The 19,979-nt window shown below is 73.4% G+C and carries 19 protein-coding genes; 17 read left to right on the top strand and 2 right to left on the bottom strand.

The window, feature by feature from the left end:
- Window positions 1-42: 42 nt before the first annotated feature.
- Both C5N14_RS14745 and C5N14_RS14750 read right to left on the bottom strand, forming a co-directional pair.
- On the bottom strand, window positions 43-1,593 hold the full coding sequence (locus C5N14_RS14745) for an ABC transporter ATP-binding protein (protein WP_243639598.1): 1,551 nt from the start codon (window positions 1,591-1,593) through the stop codon (window positions 43-45).
- A complete protein-coding gene (locus C5N14_RS14750) occupies window positions 1,577-2,632 on the bottom strand; it encodes a BMP family ABC transporter substrate-binding protein (RefSeq protein ID WP_207892741.1) in 1,056 nt (351 codons plus the stop codon). The genes C5N14_RS14745 and C5N14_RS14750 overlap by 17 nt, the downstream gene beginning before the upstream one ends.
- A 163-nt stretch (window positions 2,633-2,795) precedes the next feature.
- Here C5N14_RS14750 and C5N14_RS14755 point away from each other — a divergent pair, with 163 nt between their 5' ends.
- The 17 genes from C5N14_RS14755 to C5N14_RS14835 all read left to right on the top strand — a co-directional run bounded on the left by C5N14_RS14755 (window position 2,796) and on the right by C5N14_RS14835 (window position 19,978).
- Entirely contained in the window at window positions 2,796-3,656 is an 861-nt protein-coding gene (locus C5N14_RS14755) for a riboflavin kinase (RefSeq protein WP_165878114.1), read from the top strand.
- Window positions 3,657-4,809: 1,153 nt separating this feature from the next.
- Complete coding sequence (locus tag C5N14_RS14760) at window positions 4,810-5,913, top strand: SUMF1/EgtB/PvdO family nonheme iron enzyme (RefSeq protein WP_207892742.1); 1,104 nt, start codon at window positions 4,810-4,812, stop codon at window positions 5,911-5,913.
- The gene (locus C5N14_RS14765; RefSeq protein ID WP_117668667.1) at window positions 5,901-7,760 is read left to right on the top strand and encodes a WD40 repeat domain-containing protein; all 1,860 of its coding nucleotides are present in this window, start codon (window positions 5,901-5,903) and stop codon (window positions 7,758-7,760) included. The genes C5N14_RS14760 and C5N14_RS14765 overlap by 13 nt, the downstream gene beginning before the upstream one ends.
- On the top strand, window positions 7,754-8,434 hold the full coding sequence (locus C5N14_RS14770; RefSeq protein ID WP_165878115.1) for a hypothetical protein: 681 nt from the start codon (window positions 7,754-7,756) through the stop codon (window positions 8,432-8,434). The genes C5N14_RS14765 and C5N14_RS14770 overlap by 7 nt, the downstream gene beginning before the upstream one ends.
- Window positions 8,431-9,546 carry a pyruvate kinase gene (locus tag C5N14_RS14775; protein ID WP_117668669.1) on the top strand — a complete coding sequence of 372 codons (1,116 nt, stop codon included), beginning with the start codon at window positions 8,431-8,433 and terminating at the stop codon, window positions 9,544-9,546. Before C5N14_RS14770 ends, C5N14_RS14775 begins: the two co-directional genes overlap by 4 nt.
- On the top strand, window positions 9,543-10,271 hold the full coding sequence (udk, locus tag C5N14_RS14780) for a uridine kinase (RefSeq protein WP_117668670.1): 729 nt from the start codon (window positions 9,543-9,545) through the stop codon (window positions 10,269-10,271). The genes C5N14_RS14775 and udk overlap by 4 nt, the downstream gene beginning before the upstream one ends.
- A complete protein-coding gene (locus C5N14_RS14785; RefSeq protein WP_117668671.1) occupies window positions 10,268-11,503 on the top strand; it encodes a serine hydrolase domain-containing protein in 1,236 nt (411 codons plus the stop codon). Before udk ends, C5N14_RS14785 begins: the two co-directional genes overlap by 4 nt.
- 20 nt (window positions 11,504-11,523) lie before the next feature.
- On the top strand, window positions 11,524-12,036 hold the full coding sequence (locus C5N14_RS14790; RefSeq protein ID WP_165878116.1) for a VOC family protein: 513 nt from the start codon (window positions 11,524-11,526) through the stop codon (window positions 12,034-12,036).
- The gene (locus tag C5N14_RS14795) at window positions 11,987-13,309 is read left to right on the top strand and encodes a bifunctional diaminohydroxyphosphoribosylaminopyrimidine deaminase/5-amino-6-(5-phosphoribosylamino)uracil reductase RibD (RefSeq protein ID WP_117668673.1); all 1,323 of its coding nucleotides are present in this window, start codon (window positions 11,987-11,989) and stop codon (window positions 13,307-13,309) included. The genes C5N14_RS14790 and C5N14_RS14795 overlap by 50 nt, the downstream gene beginning before the upstream one ends.
- A gap of 11 nt (window positions 13,310-13,320) precedes the next feature.
- Window positions 13,321-13,980, top strand: a complete 660-nt coding sequence (locus C5N14_RS14800; RefSeq protein WP_117668674.1) for a hypothetical protein — start codon at window positions 13,321-13,323, stop codon at window positions 13,978-13,980.
- The gene (locus C5N14_RS14805) at window positions 13,977-14,603 is read left to right on the top strand and encodes a bifunctional 2-polyprenyl-6-hydroxyphenol methylase/3-demethylubiquinol 3-O-methyltransferase UbiG (protein WP_117668675.1); all 627 of its coding nucleotides are present in this window, start codon (window positions 13,977-13,979) and stop codon (window positions 14,601-14,603) included. Before C5N14_RS14800 ends, C5N14_RS14805 begins: the two co-directional genes overlap by 4 nt.
- 249 nt (window positions 14,604-14,852) lie before the next feature.
- The gene (locus tag C5N14_RS14810; RefSeq protein ID WP_165878117.1) at window positions 14,853-15,725 is read left to right on the top strand and encodes an ABC transporter ATP-binding protein; all 873 of its coding nucleotides are present in this window, start codon (window positions 14,853-14,855) and stop codon (window positions 15,723-15,725) included.
- Window positions 15,722-16,459: a hypothetical protein gene (locus C5N14_RS14815; RefSeq protein ID WP_128763585.1), complete on the top strand. Its 738-nt coding sequence runs from the start codon at window positions 15,722-15,724 to the stop codon at window positions 16,457-16,459. The genes C5N14_RS14810 and C5N14_RS14815 overlap by 4 nt, the downstream gene beginning before the upstream one ends.
- Entirely contained in the window at window positions 16,456-17,202 is a 747-nt protein-coding gene (locus C5N14_RS14820; RefSeq protein WP_128763586.1) for an ABC transporter permease, read from the top strand. The genes C5N14_RS14815 and C5N14_RS14820 overlap by 4 nt, the downstream gene beginning before the upstream one ends.
- 55 nt (window positions 17,203-17,257) lie before the next feature.
- Window positions 17,258-17,443: a hypothetical protein gene (locus C5N14_RS32165; protein ID WP_117668679.1), complete on the top strand. Its 186-nt coding sequence runs from the start codon at window positions 17,258-17,260 to the stop codon at window positions 17,441-17,443.
- Window positions 17,444-17,510: 67 nt separating this feature from the next.
- Window positions 17,511-18,587, top strand: coding sequence for a nucleotidyltransferase domain-containing protein (locus tag C5N14_RS14830; RefSeq protein ID WP_117668680.1), 1,077 nt, complete (start codon window positions 17,511-17,513; stop codon window positions 18,585-18,587).
- A complete protein-coding gene (locus C5N14_RS14835) occupies window positions 18,584-19,978 on the top strand; it encodes a TldD/PmbA family protein (RefSeq protein WP_165878118.1) in 1,395 nt (464 codons plus the stop codon). Before C5N14_RS14830 ends, C5N14_RS14835 begins: the two co-directional genes overlap by 4 nt.
- The last annotated feature ends 1 nt before the right edge of the window (window position 19,979 follow it).

The raw sequence follows: 19,979 nt of genomic DNA on the forward strand, positions 1-19,979 counted from the left end.
GCCTGGCCGGTACGGCTGGGCGCATCCGGGCGACTCGGTCGGTCATTCCGGCCGGCCGCCCAGCAGCAGGCCCAGCCGCTGCGGATCGGCTGTGGCCTGCGTCAGCTCCCCGACGACGGCACCCCGGTGGAGGACCACGATCCGGTGGGCGAGCCGGCGGATGTCGGCGAGGTCGCTGGAGATCAGCAGCACGGCGACCCCCTGCGCGGCGAGGCCGCCGATCCGCGCGAAGACGTGCTCGACGGCGGCGGCGTCGAGCCCCCGGGTGGGCTGGGCGACGACCAGCACCGAGGCGGCGGCGCCGAGCTCGCGGGCGAGCACCACCCGCTGCTGGTTGCCGCCGGAGAGCAGCCGCAACGGGGTGTCGGGCGACGCGCCGCCGATGGCGAACTCGCGGATAGTCGCCTCCGCCCGCTGGCGCAGCCGCCCGCGGCTGACGAATCCCCACCTCGACACCGGGCCGAGATCCGTCATGGCCAGGTTCTCGGCCACGCTCATGTCGAGCACGCATCCCGAGACGTGCCGGTCCTCCGGCACGACTCCGACACCGGCGCGTTGCATGGCGCCCGGCCGGCCGGGCGGCACCGGGTTCCCGTCCACCTCGACGTTGCCCCGGTCGAGCGGCAGCAGGCTGGACAGCAGGTCGGCGAGGGCACCCTGACCGCTGCCCTCGACGCCGGCGACGCCCACGATCTCGCCGGCCCGGACCCGCAGGTCGAGGCCGCGCAGGACCGGCCGGCGCGCCTGCGTGGCCCAGGCGTCCCGGATCCGCAGCCGCACCTGTTCCCGCGGCTCGCCCGCCGGCGCGGCGACGGCGGCGGGTAGCTGGTCGCCGACCATCAGCCGGCCGAGTTCGCCGACGTCGACCTCCGCCGCGCTGCGCCGGGCCAGCACGGCGCCGTCGCGCATGACGGTTACCTCGTCGGCGGCGTGCGCCAGCTCGTCCAGGTCGTGGCTGATCAGGACGACCGCGCGGGACTCGTCGGAGACGACCCGGCGGAGCACCGACAGCAGGTGCCGCGCCTCCGGCGGCGTCAGCGTCGAGGTGGGCTCGTCGAGGATCAGCACCTGCGGCGCACGGATGAGGCACTTGACCAACTCGACCCGCTGCCGCTCGCTGGTGGTCAGCTCATCGACCCGGCGGTCCGGGTCGACGAGCAGGCCGTACCCGTCCGCCACCCGGCCGATCTCCCGGCGGGTCCAGCGGCTGTCCAGCCGCCCGCGCCCCCCGAGCGCCACGTTCTCCCACACCCGCAGCCGCCCCACGAGGCTGAAGTGCTGGTGGACCATGGCGATGCCGAGCGCGGTGGCGGTGGCCGGGTCGGTGACGGTCACGGGCCGGCCCGCGACCAGGATCCGTCCGGCGTCGGGGCGGACGAGGCCGGCGAGCATCCTCATCAGGGTGGTCTTGCCCGCCCCGTTCTGGCCCAGCAGGCCGTGGATCCTGCCGCGGAGCACCGTCATCGACACGTCGGCGCAGGCGAGCACCGGGCCGAACCGCTTGGTCAGGCCCTGGAGCTGCACCGCCGGCGCGTCGGCGTCCGGTGCCTCGGCGCCCCGCGCCGCCCGGACCGGTCTACCGAAGCTTCGCAACCGCTGCGTCCACGTCGAGCCGGCCGCTGCCGATGTCCTTCATCACCTGGTCGAGCCGGGCCTGCTGGTCGCCCTCCGGGGCGCAGATCCGTACCGTCGGCACGGGGTCGACGCCGAGGGTCCACAGCCTCGTCGTGCCCATCTTCAGGGTGCCGTCGCGGAACTCGTCGAGGGCCGCCGCGAAGTACGTGCCAGGGCTGAAGACGACCGACACCGCGTACCGCACGGTGCTGTCGGCGCACCGGTCGGTGCCGGGCGTGAGCACCGGGACCCCGGCCAGGTTCGCCTCCCGGGCCACCGCGTCGGTGGCCCCGCCGAGGTACGGGTAGACGATCCCGACCCCCTGGGCGCGCTGCGCGACGAATGCCTCCTTGGCCTTGGCCGAGTCGTCGAAGCTGCCGGTGTAGGTGACGACGAGCTGCGCCTTCGGCAGCACGGCCCGGAGCCCGGTCTCGAAGGCGCGGGCCCCCTGCTTGGCGAAGTCGAGCTCAGGGCCGGTGATGTAGCCGGCCTTGCTGCCGCCGGAGCGTTGCAGCAGCAGCCCGGCGGCGTAGCCGGCCGCGTAGAGGGTCTGGTTGATGACGTCCTTCGACTGGGCGAAGTACTCGGTCTGGGCGATGCCGCTGCCGCTGTTGACATACCAGTTGACCCCCTGGCAGTAGTCCTCCGGGGCAGCGGTCAGCGCGTCCTTCAGCTCGCCGGCGCCCACGGCGATCAGGTCCACCCGCTGTCGGCAGAGGTTGCGGGCCTGGGTGAGCGCGTCCGCCGGGTTCACCCGGTCGATCGTGCGGACCTCCCAGCCGGCGGCGCGAGCGATCTTGTTCGCGTCGTCGACGAAGCTCTGGTAGTAGCCGCCGTCCTTGGTGTCGCCCGGGCTCAGGATGCCGACGACGACCTTGCCGTCTCCGTTGACGTCCGGTTGTCTCCGCTCGCCCGGGGCGCCGGAGCCGCCGGACGACTCGGAACCGTCGCACGCGGTGAGCAACAGGCTCATGACGGCCGCCGAGGCGATGACCGCCCGGACTCGGGATCCTCTCAAGGCTGACTCCTGTCGTCATGTCGATCCGGGCGGTCGTCGGGCGGGCGCCCCGCCGCTCGCCGAGCTTGGCGGGGCCGCCCCGGCAGACCGGTAAGGTGGCACGGTGCGTATCTGGCGAGGCGTCTCAGACGTACCTTCCGATGTGGGCCCGTGCGTCCTTGCCGTGAGCGACGGATCGCAGCTCGGAAGCGACCGGCTGGTGTGGAGCGCCGTCGCGGAGGCCCGTCGCCTCCGGGTGGCCTGCGTGCTGCTGCTCGTGGTGCCCTCGCCGGCCGAGGCCGCCGCCGTCGAGGACGACGGACGACTGCTCGCGGGCCTCGGCGTCGACGCGATCTGTGTGCAGCCGCTCGCCGTCGCGCCGGCAGGTGGCGGCTGGGACGAGCCGGCGGTCGCCACCCTCGTGGCGAAGTTGCCGGCGGTGGAACTGGTGCTCGACCCGGTGGCCGTGGCCGCCGGCGGGGGCGACCTGGTGGCGCTGGGCCGGCGTACCGGCGTGGCCGTGCACGCCGTCGACTCGCCCGGGCAGCGGCAGCCGGACCGGCTGTCCGTGGCCTACGTCAGGGAACGCCTGCTGGCGGGTGACGTGGCCGCGGCGGCGGAGACGCTGGGCTGCCCGCACCGGGTGGCGGGGGTGGTCGTGCACGGCGAGGGCCGGGGCAGCGGTCTCGGCTTTCCCACCGCGAACCTCGCCCTCGCCGAGCATTCGGTGGTGCCCGGCGACGGCATCTACGCGGGTTGGTTCACGGTGGTCGACAAGGGCTGGTCCGACGGGGACATGGTCGGGGGCATCTGCTACCCCGCCGCGATTTCGATCGGCCGGAACCCCACTTTCGCGGGCCGTCGGCGCACGGTTGAGCCGCACGTGCTCGGCGTGTCCGCCAACCTCTACGGCCAGACGGTGACAACCGACTTCGTCGAGCGGGTACGCGTTACCGAGCGCTTCGATTCGATCGAGGAGTTGATCGCCACCATGCAACGGGACATCGAGCGTGTTCGCTCGGTGTTGCGTGAGGCGCACTGCTAGTGCGCCAGTGCTGAGCCGGCTCGCACACGCCCAGGAATCGTCGACATCTTCAGCTCCTTTGCCCCCGCAAGACTGAAGTGCCGATCCTGCGGCAGGATGCGGAACGTAGTCAAGCGATTGCGGGAACCCGCCACCCCGCCTGGGCGCTGACCCGGCGCCCAGGTGGTGCCGAGCGGCGGAGGGCCCGCAGGTCGCGGGCCTGGTGGGAGTCCCATCCCCGGGCCGACTGGAAAATGTGACGTGCGTCTCAGTTGGCGAAGCGTTGCCGCTCGGCAGATCGAGGTTGACGATTCGCCTTTTCGGCTGGGCTGTCCGCATTCCGACCCGATTCCGCTCGCGCGTTCGACGGCTTTCCGGGGTGGCCCGGGCGGCGACTGACGACGGTGTCGCTCATCCGACCTGGATCGGGGAGGGGTGACCGCCAGGAAAACGCCGCCGGCCCTGCCGCGCGTCCGGCGTTCCGGCCATTCATGCAGGTCATACCCTGATTGCCGGGACGGATGACGACGGCCGCGAGAAGATCGTCGGGCGAACCGCCCACCCGCGGTGACGGCCGTCGAGGTCTTGTCAGCCCCCGACCCGTCGGGCACGATGGCCAGCAACGGGGAGGCGCTGTGATTGTTGTGGACGACAACGTCATTGGACGACTACGGCGGATCTGGCAAGAGAATTTCGGTGTGACCGGCATGGGCATCGGCGTAATTTCCATTTACGGCGGTCGGTGCCGATGTAATCGGCAGTCCCGCCCGGTGGACGCCTGCCTCTCGCGGTGACCGGCCGGTTCCGGCCCCAATTCGGCCCAGGACCCGGGACGGTCCTGGCGGGGCCGCCCGAGCGGGTGGAGCCGCCCGCCGTGCCGTCCAGCGACCGATGGTGCCGCGGGTCCCACCCGTACCCGGGATCGAGCTGACGGCCGGGGGCCCGCCCCTGCCGATCCGACGGAAGCCGGCCGGGTCCCGCCCGACGGTCGGCGGGCCGGCCTGGCCCTGGACGCTGCGCAGCTTCGCCGACGCCCCACATCGGAGACGGAGGTCAGGACCGTGATGCCAGAGATCGCCGGATACCCCTCGGCCTACCTGGAGGTCAAGCGGCTCCACCCGGGGCACCTCCCCACCGACGAGCCGGCGGACGCCGACGCGACGAGGGAACCGGTGTGACCGGCGGGGCCCCGGGCCCGAGCGGCGACACGGCGGCGCGTACGGCGGTCGGGCCCGCGCGGCCGACCCGCGCGACCGGTGGCGCCGACGTCGTCGTCCACGGCGAGATCAACTCGATCTCCGACCGGGCGGCGATGGGCCTGCCCGCCCACTACGTGTCGCCGCGGTTCGAGGATCTCGGCGCGGCGGTCGACGCGCTCCGCGACTGTGGCGCGCCCGGCTGGGTCGCGGTCGTCGAGTCGGCCGAGGCGTCGCTGGAGTCGCGCCTCGCCGCGGGCCTCCTCCTCGGCATTGCCGGCGACCCGCGGATCCGCCCGCTGGACCCGGAGATGATCACAATCCCCGGCGCGACCGTGCGGCTCGGGCTCGATCCGTCGCGCGTCGACGAACTGCACGGGCGCTATTCGAGGTACGGCGTCCAGCGGAACTGGATCGAGAAGGAGTGCCCGCGCTTCGCCGCGACGGTCGGCGCGTTCCGGATCGCGAAGTACCCGGTGACGAACGCCGAGTACGCGCTGTTCCTCGCCGACACGGAGCACACCGAACTGCCCACGTCCTGGCCGTTCGGGCGGGTGCCGGTCGGGTGTGCGAACCACCCCGTGTACACGGTGACGCCAGCGATGGCGGACGCGTACGTGCGGTGGCTCGCCGCGAGCACGGGCCGGCCGTTCCGCCTGCCCACCGAGTACGAGTGGGAGTACGCGGCGTCGGCCGGGCGCGAGCAGGACTTCCCGTGGGGGCACGACTTCCGCGACACGTGCGCCAACACGATGGACCTCGGTCTCCTGTCGACCACCGCGGTGGGCACGTTCCCTGCGGGGGCGTCGCCGTTCGGCGTCCTCGACATGGCCGGCAACGTCGAGGAGTACGTCTCGACGCACTACCACGCCTATCCGGGCGGTGAGCTCGTGGAGGACGACCTCTTCAGGGTCCTGGGCCACTACCGGATCGCCCGCGGCGGCGCGTTCAACCGCTTCAGCGACCTCGCGCGGTGCGGGCGTCGCCACGGGCCGTACCCGAAATCGCTCTACGCCATCGGACTTCGCGTGGCCGAGGACGCCTCGGCCGAGGACGGAAGGGACCCCGCGTGCAGCACATAGCCCCGATCAGCGGCGTGGCCTGCTGGAAAGACGAGTACGTCGCCACCGCGGGGTACGACAACCAGCTCATCGTGTGGGACGCCGCCACCCACCTGCCGGTCGCCCGCTCGTTCCACGACCACCTCGCCAACCAGTGCACGTTCAGCCCGTGCGGGCGGTTCCTGGCGAGCGCGAGCAGCGACCACACCGCGCGCCTGTGGCGGGTGCCGGACCTGACCCTCGCCGCGGTGTACGCCGGGCACGACGACGACGTCGAGATGGTCGCCTTCCGCGCCGACGGCGAGCGGGTCGCGACCGCGTCACGTGACCGGAGGATCCGCGTCTTCACCCGCGAGGGCGGGCTCGTGCACGTGCTCGCGGGGCACGAGGCCGACGTCATCTCCGTGCAGTGGCTCGCCGGGGGGCGGCGGCTCGTGTCGAGCAGCGACGACGGGACGGTCCGGCTGTGGGACGCGGAGGCCGGGCGCCTCGAACACGTCGTCGATCTCGGTGACTGCGAGACGGACACGGTGGTCGTGGGCCCCGACGGCCGGCTCTACGCCGGCAACGACGACGGCGAGATCGTCGTCATCGACGGCGGCGAGAAGCGCGGCGCGGTCAGGGCCCACGACGCCGGGATCAAGCGGCTCCAGTTCGACCAGGCCACGGACGCGCTGATCAGCATGAGCTACGACCGGCGGGTGAAGGTGTGGTCGGCGAGCGCGACCGAACTCCTCACGCTGGTCAGCGAGACGGCCGCCCCGCCGTCGATCTGGATGCGGTCGGCCGCCGCCGCGCCGAACGGCCGGACCGTGTTCGCGACGTTCGGCAGCACGTACGCGACGTACGACCGGGCGACCGGCGAGTGGGACGCGTCGCGGGTGGAGGACACCCAGGGGGTGAACGCGACCGCCGTGATCGACGGCGCCGTCTGGACGGTGGGCGACGCCGGCGTGGTCCGGGTCGACGGCAGGTTCGCGCGGCGGCTGCCGAGCCTGTGCAACTTCCTGCTGGAGTGGCGGGGCGACGGGCGGGGCGACGACCTCGTCCTCACCGGCGGGCAGACCGGCGAACTGTTCGACGCGCGCACCGGGGCGCTCGTGCACCGCCACCGGTCGCCGCTCAACTGCGGGGCGCTCGTCCCCGCGCCCGGCTCGCCCGCGGACGCCGGCCCGCCGACGACCAACGCGGTGGTCGGCGCGTACACCGGCGAGGGGCTGCTGTTCGAGCGTGCCGAGGACGGGTCGCCGCGCCTCGCCCGGACGATCCCGCTCCACACGAACGCGATCAAGGGACTCGCGTGCGACGGCGAGGTGCTCTTCAGCGTGAGCGCGAACCGCGCGGCGGCGTACCACGCCGCGGACGGAACGCTCGTCGAGCGGCTCGACGGCGCGCACGACAAGATCGCCAACGCCGTGGTGGCGGTCGCGCCGGGCCTGTTCGCGTCGGTGTCGCGCGACCTGCACCTGCGGCTGTGGAGCGGCGACGGCGTGCGGCGGATCGAGTCGCCGCACCGCCACTCGATCAAGTGCGTGGCGGCCTGCCCGGTCACGTCGCTGGTCGCCACCGGCAGCTACGACGGGACGATCGTCGTCTACGACCTGGCGGCCGGCGGTTGGCTGACCCCGCACCGCCCCACCGCGGCCGGCATATCGAGCCTCGCCTGGTCCGGCGTGCCGGGGATCTTCCTCGCCTCGTCCTACGACGGGGCGGTCTACGCGAGCGGCCCCGCCGTCGACCGGGCGCGGTCCGCGTCCCGCGTCCTCCCGCCGGTCACCGGCCGGGACGGCGGCGACGATCCGCTGGCGAAGCTACGCGCCGCCGCGGGCGTCGGCCCCGGGGCGTCGGCCGGAGCGCTCCCGTGCTGATCACCTTCTCGGGGATCGACGGGTCCGGCAAGACGACGTACGCGGAGACCGTCGCGGAGGCGCTGCGCCGGCGAGGGCTCCCGGCGTTCGCGGGCCGACCGGTGTACCTCACCTGCAAGGCGGTCGAGTCGTTCTGCGAGGCGCAGTTCGGCAGCCTGACCAGCTTCGTGACGCGGCTCGATCCGCAGGTCTACCTCCACGCGCTGATGGCCGACTGGCTGGAGCACCTGACGCGGACGCTCCGGCACCACGAAGGAAAGATCATTCTCTGCGATCGCTACGTCTACGACGTCTGCGCGCAGCTCCTGCACTACCGCACCGATCCCGCGCCGGCGCTGCGGCTGCTCGGGTACTTTCCCCGGCCGGCGCTGAGCTACTTCCTCACGGTGTCGCCCGAGCAGGCGCGGGCGCGGATCGACCGGCGCGGGCAGGCGCCCCGCGATCTGGAGAGCCTGGACAACCTGATGGTGCTCGATCAGGCGTACCGCGACGTGCGGGAGCTGCTCGCCTGGTCGCCGGTGGAGCGGGAGTCGACGTTCGACTTCGACACGGTGGTCGCGGAGATCCTCGCCGCGCGTGCCGACGAGCGGGCGCGGGGCCCGGCGGGCGGTCGGTACGGCGGCGGGCCGGGCGCCCCCGCCGTCGACCTCCTGCGGGTGGGAGCGGGGGAATGACCGCGCCGCAGATCATCGCGACCATCGGGCACGGCAGCCACCACGACGACCTGGTACGCGCGATCGTCGACGCCGGGGCCGACGTGCTGCGGTACAACGCCGCGACGATGAAGACGCTGGACGGGACCGTGGAGCGCATCGTCGGCGCGAGGCGCGCGCTCGCGGATCGCCCGACGTCCCCCGGCCCGGCGGCGCCCCGTACCGCTGTCCCGATCATGGTGGACCTCCCGTTCCCCCGGCGGAAGCAGCGGCTGCACACGTTCCGTGGCGCGGAGCACGACGTCCCCGGGGGGAAGACGTTCCGGTTCGTCTGCCGGCCCGCGCTCCAGACCGGGCCGGACCACGTGCTCGTCGAGGTGCCCACGTTCGACGGGGTCGTCACGCCGGGCGAGGTGTTCGTCATCGGCGACGGTGAGCTGGCGTTCCGGGTGACGGAGGTCGTCGACGGGGATCGCTTCGACGCCGTGGCGCTGACGAAGTGGTACCTCAGCGACGGCAAGTCGATCCACCTCGCGCGCGTGCCGACCCGGGCCGTCGACGCGGCGCGGTACGTCGCCGAGGTCGCGGCGGCGTTCGGCGGCGTCCGGCCGGAGTACCTGGCGTTCTCGTTCGTCTCCGGCGCCCGCGACATGACGCGGATCCGCAGCCTGCTCGCGCCGTACGCCGCCGCAGCGCACCCGCCCGCGAACGGGCCGGACGTCGAAGCCGGCTGGCGCCCGAAGCTCGTCGCCAAGATCGAGACGAGCGAGGCGGTGCGGAACATCGACGAGATCCTCGACGCGTCCGACCTGGTCCTCTTCGCCCGCGGCGACCTGGCGATCCAGGCGCCCTACGAGCTGCTCGGCATCTACCAGAAGCACGTGGTGGCACGGGCGCGGGCCCGGGACGTGCCGGTGATCATCGCGACCCAGGTGCTGGAGACGACGATGACCCGGTACGTGCCGAACCGGTCCGAGGTGCTCGACCTGACGAACCTCGTCCTCGACGGCGCCTGGGGTGTGCTGCTCGCGAAGGAGACCTCCGCGCCGGGCAACCCGGTCTATCCCGTCACGGTCGCGAAACGGATCATCGACCAGGTCGTCGCCTCCGGCCTGCCCGGGAAGCCGTCATGACGCCCCCGGCGCACGCGGCGCGCCGCGCGTGGGTGGTCGGCGTGGCCGGGCCGACCGGGTCGGGAAAGTCGCTGGTGGCGGACATCCTCGCCCGCGACCAACCCGGCGACGCGTTCGTCGTCGGCGCCGACTGGTACTGCCGCGACCAGAGCGCCGTCCCCTGGCCGGAGCGGGCCGACGCCAACATGGACCATCCCGACGCCATCGAGGACACCCTGCTGGCCGAGCACCTCGCGGCGCTGCGCGCCGGCCGCCCGGTGGAGTCCCCGCAGTACGACTACGCCACGTTCTCCCGGCTGCCGGCGACGCGCCGGGTGCACCCGCACCGGCTGATCGTCGTCGAGGGGATCCTCGTCCTCGCGTCGGAGGTCGTGCGGCGCGAACTCGACCTGCGGATCTACGTCGACGCGCCGCTCGACCTCTGCCTGCACCGCCGACTCCTGCGCGACGAGTCCAGCCGCGGGCTCGGCGTGGCGCACACGCTGCGGCAGTACCCGCGCACGATCCGCCCCATGTTCGAGCGCTTCGTCGGGCCGTCGAAGCGCCACGCCGACGTGGTCGTGCACAACGACGGACCGCCCGAGTCGCTCCCCGACGCGATCACCGGCCTGCGGAAGCGGGTGCGCGCGATGCTGTCCGACGCCGAGGCGGACCCGGCCACCGGCCGCCCGACGGCGGCAGGCGTCCCGGTGGGGTCCGAACCCGGGCCGGGAGGCCGGCGGTGAGCGGCGGCACCGTCCACGGGACCTGCGAGCCGCGCTACGAGCGGGTCCGGTCGGTGTTCGCCGAACACTTCGAGACCGGCGTCGAGGTGGGGGCGTCCTTCGCGGTCGTGCACCGTGGGCGCACCGTCGTCGACCTCTGGGGCGGGCACGCCGACGCGGCGCGCACCCGGCCGTGGCGCGACGACACGATCGTCAACGTCTACTCGACGACGAAGGGCGTGGTCGCGCTGCTCGTGGCGCTCCTCGTCCAGGAGGGGAGGCTCGCCTACGACGCGCCGGTCGGCCGGTACTGGCCGGGGTTCGCCACGAACGGCAAGCAGGACGTCACCGTCGCGATGATCCTGTCGCACCGCGCCGGGCTGTGCGCGGTGGACCCGCCACTGCTGACCCACGACCTGTACGACTGGGCCGGGATGACCGGGATCCTCGAACGCGCCGCGCCGCTGTGGCCGCCGGGGACGAGGACCGGCTACCACGCGCGGACGTACGGGTTCCTCGCGGGCGAACTGATCCGCCGGGTCACCGGCCGCGGCGTCGGCGCCTTCCTCCGCGAGCGCCTCGCCGGCCCGCTCGACGCCGACATGTTCATCGGCGTCCCGGCGTCGGAGACCGCGCGGGTCGCCGACATCGTCGGACCGGCGAGCCTGGTGCCCGACGACGGGTCGGGCGAGGAGACGCGTCTCGCCGAGCGGATGGGGCCGGTGCTCGCCGGGATGATGGGGACCGACGTGCGCTCCGGCGCGCAGGAGCCCCCGCCGCCCGACGTGCTCGCGATGATGGAGAGGGTCTTCACCAATCCGGTCAACCCGCCGGAGTCGGCCAACGATCCGGGCTGGCGCGCGGCGGAGATCCCCTCGTCGAACGGCCACGCGAACGCCCGCGCACTGGCGCGGATCTACGGCGCGGTGGCCTGGGGCAGCGATGGACGGCCGCCGCTGCTCGGCCCCGCCACCGTCGCCGAGGCCACCCTCGTGGAGGGGGATCCCTTCGACGGGGTGCTCGGCTTCCCGGTGCGGTGGGGGCGCGGCTTCACCATGAACGGTGGCGAGTTCGGCCCCCGCCCGGACGCCTTCGGCCACCGCGGGATCGGCGGCTCCTTCGCCTACGTCGACCCCGCCGAGGGGATGGGCGTGGGCTACGCGATGAACCAGTGGATACCCAAGTTCGGGGACAACCCGGGAAACGATCCGCGCGCCGACCGTCTGGTCCGAGCGCTCTATGGATGTCTGTGACGAGGGAAAGGCGTCGAACAATGACCGAAGTCACTGCGAGAACGTTCGAGGTCCACGCGATCGGCGAGGTCGCCATTCGCGTCCGCGACATGGACGCGATGATCGACTTCTACCACGGCAGGATCGGGCTGCCGATCCTGCGACGCTTCGCGAACGACGTGGCCGCCCTGAAGATCGCCGATGGCGTGCACGGACAGATCCAGACGTTGACCCTGTTCGGCCCGGGTCTCCCGCCGAACCACCCGACCGTCAGGTGGACGGGGCTCGAACCGCAGCACTCGACGCTGCACCACTTCGCGCTCACGATCGCGCCGAAGGACTACGACCAGGTGCTGCGCGACTTCGCGGCGGCGGGGATCGAGACGAACACCGCGAACCACCGGTGGAACGGCTGGCGCGGAATCTACGTGCGCGACCCCGAGGGGAACATCATGGAGCTCGTCAGTTACCACGAGGACTACGACGAGGGGAAAGAGGGGACGTATGACTTCGGAAAGCTCCACGGCGGAACGCCTGGCAAGGCTTTCGACTGACCCCGTTCCGCGCCGGGCGCCGTCGTCGAGCTTCGTCCTCGCGCCCGGCTACGGCCTCGGCGGCATCGTGGACGCGATCCTCGGCGCCGTCGACCCCTCGCCGCCGCCGGATCGGGAGGACGCCGGGGACGCGTACTGGATGCGCCGTGCGCTGCTGGCCGCGATGGCGGCCGAGGGACGCGCGAGCCCGAACCCCACCGTCGGGGCGGTGATCGTCAAGGACGGCGTCCTGATCGCCACCGGGGCGACCGAGGCGTACGGCCAGCGCCACGCCGAACGCTGCGCCATCGACAACGTCGCCGACCGTGCGCTGCTGCGCGGCGCGACGATCTACACGACGCTGGAGCCGTGCGCGCACTGGGGCAAGCAGCCGCCGTGCGCCGACCTGGTCGCGTCCTGCGGCTTCGCGCGCTGCGTCGCCGGCCTGCGGGACCCGAACCCGCGCGTCCACGGGATCGGCCTCGACCGGGTGCGCGCGGTCGGCACGGAGGTCCGCTCCGGCGTCCTGCGCAACGAGATCCTCGCCTGGCACCTGCCGTACCTCTTCCCGTACCTCCTCCCGCCGGCCGGCGGGCGACCGCTCGTCTCGGCCCTCGCCGTGGCCGGGGACGGCGCGGAGCCGCTCCTCGGCCGGGCCGACGGGTGGGAGGCGCGGGACGCCGGCCGCCGCTACCGGAGCTGGCTGCGGCGCAAGTGCGACCTCGTGGTGACCGAGCCCTCGCTCGCGTCGGTCGACCCTGTGGCCTTCGCGCGCGGGCCGTGGCGCGGCGTCGTCTGGTGGGACCTGGGCGACCGGCTCGCCGGGATGGGCGTGGCGGAGGCCCGCGAACTCGGCGTGCGGGGCCGCGAACTCGGCGCCCCGGTGACGCTGGTCTGCACCCCCGACCGGGAGAACTCGGCGCAGCTCGACGCGTGCCTGAGGGCCGGCATCGGGCACCTCGCGCCACCGGCCGACGCCGATCCGGCGAGCTGGCTCGCGGCGGCCGGCCGGAACGGAGCGCTCGCCGCGGTGACCGGCGCGCCGCCCGCATGGGTCCTCGTCGACGGCCACCCGCGCCTGGCGGCGGCGCTCGCGGCGGGACTCGCGGTGGACGCGGTCCACGCCCTCCACCCCGCCGACGCCCCGCCGACGTCGGGCGGGGCCGCCCCGGCCCGGCCCGCGCAGCCTTCGACCGACCTGTCGCCGGTCGCCCGTGTCGCGGCGTCCGGCGCGCTGATCAGTGAGTACTACCTGGAGCCCCTCTCGTCGGCGCTCGACGGGACCGCGTGGTGAGGAGCGGAGACATGCAGGACTGGGAACGCCGGATCGCCGGGATCGACTGGGGCGACGCCGAGCGCGTCCACCCGGAGGCGTCCGCGGTGCTCACCGAGCTGGCGGCGGGCGGCGCGCTGGCGGAGCTGCTGGAGCAGGTGCCCGATCGGCCGGACCTCGCCGCGAGGTGCGAGCACCTGAGGAGCCTGGACAAGCTCGTCCTCTTCGACGACCCGGCGAGCGGCGTCCGGCTCCGGCTGCACCTGTTCAAGGACCGGTACCTGGACCTGCCGCACAACCATCGGTGGACGTTCACGAGCTTGATGCTCCGCGGCGGATACACCCAGTACCTCTACGGCCCCTGGCACGATGAGGTGGCGCCACCGCCCGACCTGAAGCCGACCTGCGTCCAGGTCGTCCAGCCGGGCGAGATCTACACCCTCGACCACACGGTCGTGCACTCGCTGGCGGCCGACTCGTCGGCGGTGACGGTCATCCTGCGCGGCCCGGTGATGAAGGAACGCGCGGTCTGGTTCGACCGTACGACCAGCGAGAGCTGGCTGCACGAGGGCGGGGCCGGCGACACCCGGATGCAGCCGATGACCGGGCCGGAGGTCGAGGACGTCGTGCGCCAGGCCCTCGCGGTCGTCCGGGGCGCGTCGGGACGGGCGCCGGCGGAAGCCCGCGCATGACGACCCGTGTCGCGCTGTGGCCGCCCGACCCGTCGCGCCCCGCCCAGTGGTGGGACGAGTTCTGGGCGCAGCGGGACCAGGACTTCGGCCCGCCGTCGGAGCGGGTCGTCGAGCTGGCCGAGGAGTTCCTGGCGGCGCGCGGGGCGGCGACCGCCGTCGACGTCGCGTCGGGCAACGGGCGGTACGCCGTACCGCTGGCGCGGATGGGGTACGCCGTCACCGCGATCGAGTACACGTCCTCCGGGGCCGCCCGGATCCGGGACGCGGCGACCGCGCAGGGGGTCCGCCTCGCCGTCGAGCAGGGCGACTTCCTCGTCCTCGGCGCGCGGCCCCGGCCGTTCGACCTGGTGCTCAGCTCCGGCCTGCTGGAGGAGGTGCCGGCCGGGGACCAGCTCCGGGCGCTGGAGGGCTACGTCCGGTGGACCGCGCCGCACGGGCGCAACATCGTGAAGTACTGCCTCGAAATCGACGGGCGGGGGCCGCTCGTGGCGGACGGTCTCGTCCCGCGCTTCTACGAACGTCTCGGGTGGGACCTCAGGCTCGTGCGCGAGAACCAGGCGATGAAGCCCTCCCGGGCCGGCATCGTCCTCCGCACGGGCACGGTGGCCGCCGACCGGCGCTGAGGCGCGGCGGCGAGCGGACGCCCGTGCCCCGGGTGGCGGGCCGCAGGGGTGGCCGCCGGGCATCCCGTCGCCGGCGCCCGAGCGGTTCCGGCCGCCCCGGGCGAACCACCGCACGTGCCCGGAGCCACCGATCGACCACCAGCCGACGCAATGCCTCGGCGGATTGAGGACAGGGTGATGGAGAAGGATCCGGGAATCCGAACCCGAGGTCTCAGGCGTGAGTTCACCGATCGCGGTGGGAACGTCCGGGTGGCGGTCGTCGGCCTGGACCTCACCGTGGGCCGGGGTGAGGTGGTGTCGATCCTGGGACCGAACGGCGCGGGCAAGACGACCAGCGTCCGCATGCTGACCGGCCTGCTGGTGCCGACCTCCGGGGAGGCCTCCGTCGGCGGGTACGACGTGGCCCGCCACCGGCGCCGCGCCGCCCTGGCCTGCGGCGTCAGCCTGGGTGGCGACAGTGGCCTGTACCCGCGGCTGAGCGCGGCGCAGAACCTGACCTTCTTCGGCCTGATGTACGGGCTGCGCGGCCGGTCGCTCGACAGGCGGGTCGAGGAGCTGCTGTCCCTGGTGGACCTCGGTGACCGCGCCGGCGACCTGGTGGGCACGTACTCCAGGGGGATGAAGCAGCGGGTGCACCTGGCCCGGGCGCTCCTGCACGACCCGCCGGTGCTGATCCTCGACGAGCCGTCCGCCGGCCTGGACCCGCAGTCGGCCAGGTCGATGCGTGCCCTGGTCAGGAAGCTGGCCACCGACGGCCGCAGCGTCCTGCTCACCACCCACGACATGCGGGAGGCCGAGGACCTCAGCAACCTCGTGGTGCTGATGAAGGGCGGCGCGGTCCACGCCGAGGCGACGCCGGCGCAGCTTCGGGTGCGGGCCGCCGAACGGTTGGGGCACACCGTCGAGATCGTCTGGAACGACGACGTGCCGGCGCCGGACTGCCGGTCGTGTCCGGGCCTGCTGGACGTCGCGCACGACAACGGGGTGACCCGGCTGCGGGTCCGCTCCGGGGCGGAGGCCGTGCGGTGGGCGTTCGACCGGTTCGGCGCACAGGCGGCCAACGTCTCCGTCAGCTCGCCGTCGCTGGAAGAGGTGTTCCTTGAGATGGCGGGCCGGCCATGATGGTCAGAACGGCGCTGCGGGCCGCCGTCGACCAGCTCCGCATGCAGGGCCTGAGCCCGCTGGCGCTGCTCTCCGGTGTGGCGCTGCCCTGCGTCTTCGCGTACGTCCTGCACAGCTACCGGGGCGGCCGGACCGACGCGGAACTCGCGGTCGGGGTCGCCGGCCTCGGCATCCTCGACGCCCTGGTCGTGCTGGTCACGTTGGGTTTTCTCGCCGAGAAGAGCTGGAAGACCCTGCAACCGGCGCTGGGCAGCCCGGGCGGGCTCGCGCCGATCGTCCTGGGCCGGCTGCTCGGCATGGGGGTGCAGTCCCTGCTCTCGATCCCCGGGACGCTGGTCTTCCTGGTGGCCATGTGGGGGCTGGCGCCCCGGTTCGACTGGCCCCGCTGGCTCGTCGGAACGGCGGTCCTCGCGGTCGCCACGACGTCGGTGATGGGGCTGCTCGGCTTCGTCGTGCTGCGCTTCCCGTTCTCGCCCGGGATGACCAACGGCATCGTCGGGCTGGTGCTCTCGCTGAGCGCCCTGCTGGCGCCGGTGTCCGCGCTGCCCGCCGTGCTGCGCGCCCCCGCCTGGGTCCTGCCGCAGAGCCAGGTGATGGCCTGGGTGCGCGGCGGTGGCACCGGCCACCTGCTGCTCGGCTGCCTGCTGTCGGTCGTCGCCGCCGTCGCCGTCGTCGGCCTGATCCGGCTGCTGGAGCGGTCCGCGCGGCGGCAGTCCCTGTCGCTGGAGGCATGACGATGAGCGATCTGCTGCGCGGCGCCGCGCTGTCCTACCGGGCCCTGTTCACCTGGTTGAACCCGCTCGGCTACCTGAGTTCCCGGATCGTGCGGCCGATCGGGATCGCGGTCGCCTTCACCGCGACCACCTCGCACTACGGTGCCCCGCTCGGGCCCACGCTCGTCGGCACCAGCCTGCTCGCGGGCGCCCACGCCGTGATCTACGGGATGGCGCTCGCCGTCGGCAACGAGCGCAACTTCGGCACCATGCCGATCTGGCTGGCCTCCCCGCAGAACATCCTGGGCGCCGTGTGCCAGCGGGCCCTCCCGCACCTCGCCGACGGCTTCGTCAGCGGCTTCCTGACCTACCTGGTCTGCTCCGCGCTGTACCGGAACCTGCTGCTGCCCATCGACGTGTTCGCGGTCCTTCTGCTGCTCGCGCTGGTCAGCGCCTTCGGGACTGGCCTCGTGGTCGCCGGGCTCAACCTGCGCGTCCGGGACACCTTCCTGTGGCCCAACATCGCCGTGCTGGCGATGATCCTCTTCTCCGGCGTGCTGCTCGCCCCGGCCCAGCTTCCGGGCCTGCTGCGTCCCGCCGCGTCGGCGTTCCCGCTGAGCCACCTGATGTCCTCCGTACGGGCCGGTCCGGGCCTCGGCCACCTCGCCGACAGCGTGCTCGCAGAGTTGGTCACGGGGGCCTGCTGGGCCGCCGCCGGGGTCCTGGTCGTGCGGTTCGCGCTGCGTCGTCGCCCTTCGGACTGAAGCCGAGGTCCGCACCTCGATCTCCCTGCCCGCAGGCGGGGTTGCCATCGATCCCATGGGGGAGGTGAACAGCATGGAGGACATCAAGGAGTTCGGTGACGTCGAGGCGGAGGTCGCTGACCAGGTCGAGGCCGAGGCCGTGGACGCCGTCGACGTGGCCGACGTCGTGGACGTGACGGACGTGGTCGACGTGACGGACGTGGTCGACGTGGCCGACGTCGTGGACGTGGTGGACGTGTAAGGCACAGCTCGGGGGCGCGGCCAGCCGCCGCGTCCCCGACCCCGACCCCGAGCTTCAAGGGACTGATGTGAGCTACCGCGAAGAGAAGCTGGCGAAGGCGATGTCCACCGCTCAGGAGGTCGCCCAGGAGACCCACGTCGACTCCGTCTACCTGGCGGGCAGCCTGACCGCCGGACTGGGCAGCCCGACCAGCGACGTCGACGTGTTCGTGCTGTCGTCGGGTGCCGTCGACGACGGCGCCGCCCGGCAGAGGCGCGTCGGCGACGTACGCGTCGACATCGAGGACTACTCGATCTCCTGGGTGGACGGCGCGCTGCGCAAGCTCGCCGGCTGGGACAGCTCGCGGCAGCGGCTCCGGCACGGCGCGCTGTCCGACGGGGAACTGGACTTCCTCATCCGCATGCGGGACATCGAGGTGGTGAAGACGTCGCCGGAGCTCGAACGGCTGCTGGGCGCGCTCGCCGCCGCCGAGGACCGGCTCCGGCAGATGGCGCTGTCCACCTGGGCGCTCAGGGCCAACGGGGACCTGTCCGACCTCCGGGGGGCGTGGCAGGACGGGGACCACGCGTCCGCCGGCCTGGTCGGGCAGAGCGTCATGGTCTGTGCCGGCAAGGCGGTGAGCACCGCGTCGGGGGATCTCTATCTCGGGTCCAAGTGGGTGCACCGCCAGTTGCGCCGGTCGCTGGGCGACGCCTTCCCGTGGGACCAGTTCCTCGACTGGCAGTGCGGCGCCTGGGCGCGGCCCGGCTCCGACGCGGCCTTCCGGGACTTCGTCGCCTTCCAGCAGACCCTGATGGCGGCGGCGCAACTGCTCGGCTGGAACAGCCCCGCGGTCGCCGAGTGGCCGTTCTGGGAACTGGGCAAGGGGCCGTACCGCCGCAATCCCCACTACAACACCATCCACCTGACCGAGGGCGTGCTGCTCAACAACGAGCTCCAGCGACAGGTGGTGGTGAAGCCGGACGTCGCGCTGGTCTGGGCGCTGAGCAACGGCCGCGACGAGGACGAGATCGTCGATGCGGCGGTGCACCTGTCGGCGCGGGTGTCCACCGCCGCCGAGGAGCCACTCGGCGCCCAGCGGGCCCGGGACCTGCTGGCCCTGCTCCACCAGCGCGGGCTGGTCTCCAGGGACCTGTTCCGGTGACGCTGACCACCGACGCCGACCGGCTCACGGACGAGCTGCTCGGGGTGGCCGAGCACTGGTGCGGGGAGGGCACGCGCCTCGGCGCGGAGTACGCCCAGGCGTTCGTCGAGGTCACTGCGGACATCCGGCTCGACTGCGCGGTGCGGGACGGGGCGGCCGTGGAGACCGGCTCGGTGTTGGCCCGGCGGTCCGGGGTGGGCCTGCTGCTGCGGTACCGCGACTCGTGGTGGTTCGGCTCCGCGCCGCTCGCGGAGCCGCAGGCCCTGGCCCGGCAGCTCGCGCTGGTCTGCCCGACGGGTCCACGGGTCCCGCCGGCGATCCCGCGCCTCCGGTCGGTCCCGGGTCCGCCGTCCCCCTGGCCGGCGGTCGCGGATGCCGGTCTCGCCGGTCGGTGGTGCGCAGGGGCGCAGCCGGTGCGGCTGGACCTGATCCAGGACTTCTTCCACCGGTACCGCGTCGTCGTGGACACCCGTGGGGTCCGGGCGGCGTCGCCGGTGTCCGGTGGCCGGCAGCGCTGCTCCGCGACCGCCGTCGGCGCGGACACGGTGGCTCGCTCGTTCACGCGGCGGAGCCGCCCGGACTGGGGGGCCGAGACCCCGGTCGGCGAGCTGGTCGAGTCCGTGGACGCGATCGCCCGGGACGCCGTCCGCCGGGCGCGGGGACTGCTCCCGGCCCGGAACCTGGGACACCGCAGGACCCCGGTCGTGCTCGCCCCGAAGGCGGGCGCGGCCCTTCTGCACGAGCTGATCGGGCACGCCGTCGAGGCCGACAACTTCGAGAAGCACACCCACCTCGTGTCGGCCATGACGGACGGGCCGCTGTGCGACGCGCCGCTCGGGCTGGTCGACGACGCCGGCGTACCCGGCGGCATCGGCAGCCTGGGCGTCGACGACGACGGCCAGCCGGGCGCCCGTACGACGCTGGTCCAGGACGGGGTCCTGGTCGGCCGGCTGACGAACCTGCTCGCGGCGTACCCGGACGCGGCCGGCTCCACGGGCAACGGCCGGCGGCAGGACTACACGAGGGCCTCGTTGCCCCGGGCCACCAACACGGTCGTCCTCCCCGGCCCCGACGGGGTGGACCGGCTCTGCGAGGTGCCGCCGGAGGGGCTGCTCTACGTGTTGGCGCTCAGCTCCGGCGAAACCGTCCCGGCGCGCGGGGACTTCTGCTTCTCCGCGGCCGAGGGCTACTACCTGACGCCGGGCGGCGGGCGGCAGCCGCTCAGGGACGTCAACCTCCACGGCGACGCCCGGGGCACGCTGCGCAGGCTCGTCGGCATCGCCGACGACGTCGAGGGCGACAACGTGACGTGCGGCAAGCAGGGGCAGTCCGTGCTCATCGGCCTGTACTCGCCGACCATGCGCTTCGACAGCACCGACTGGTGGTGCTGAG

Source organism: Micromonospora sp. MW-13 (assembly GCF_003434305.1).
GTDB lineage: Bacteria > Actinomycetota > Actinomycetes > Mycobacteriales > Micromonosporaceae > Micromonospora.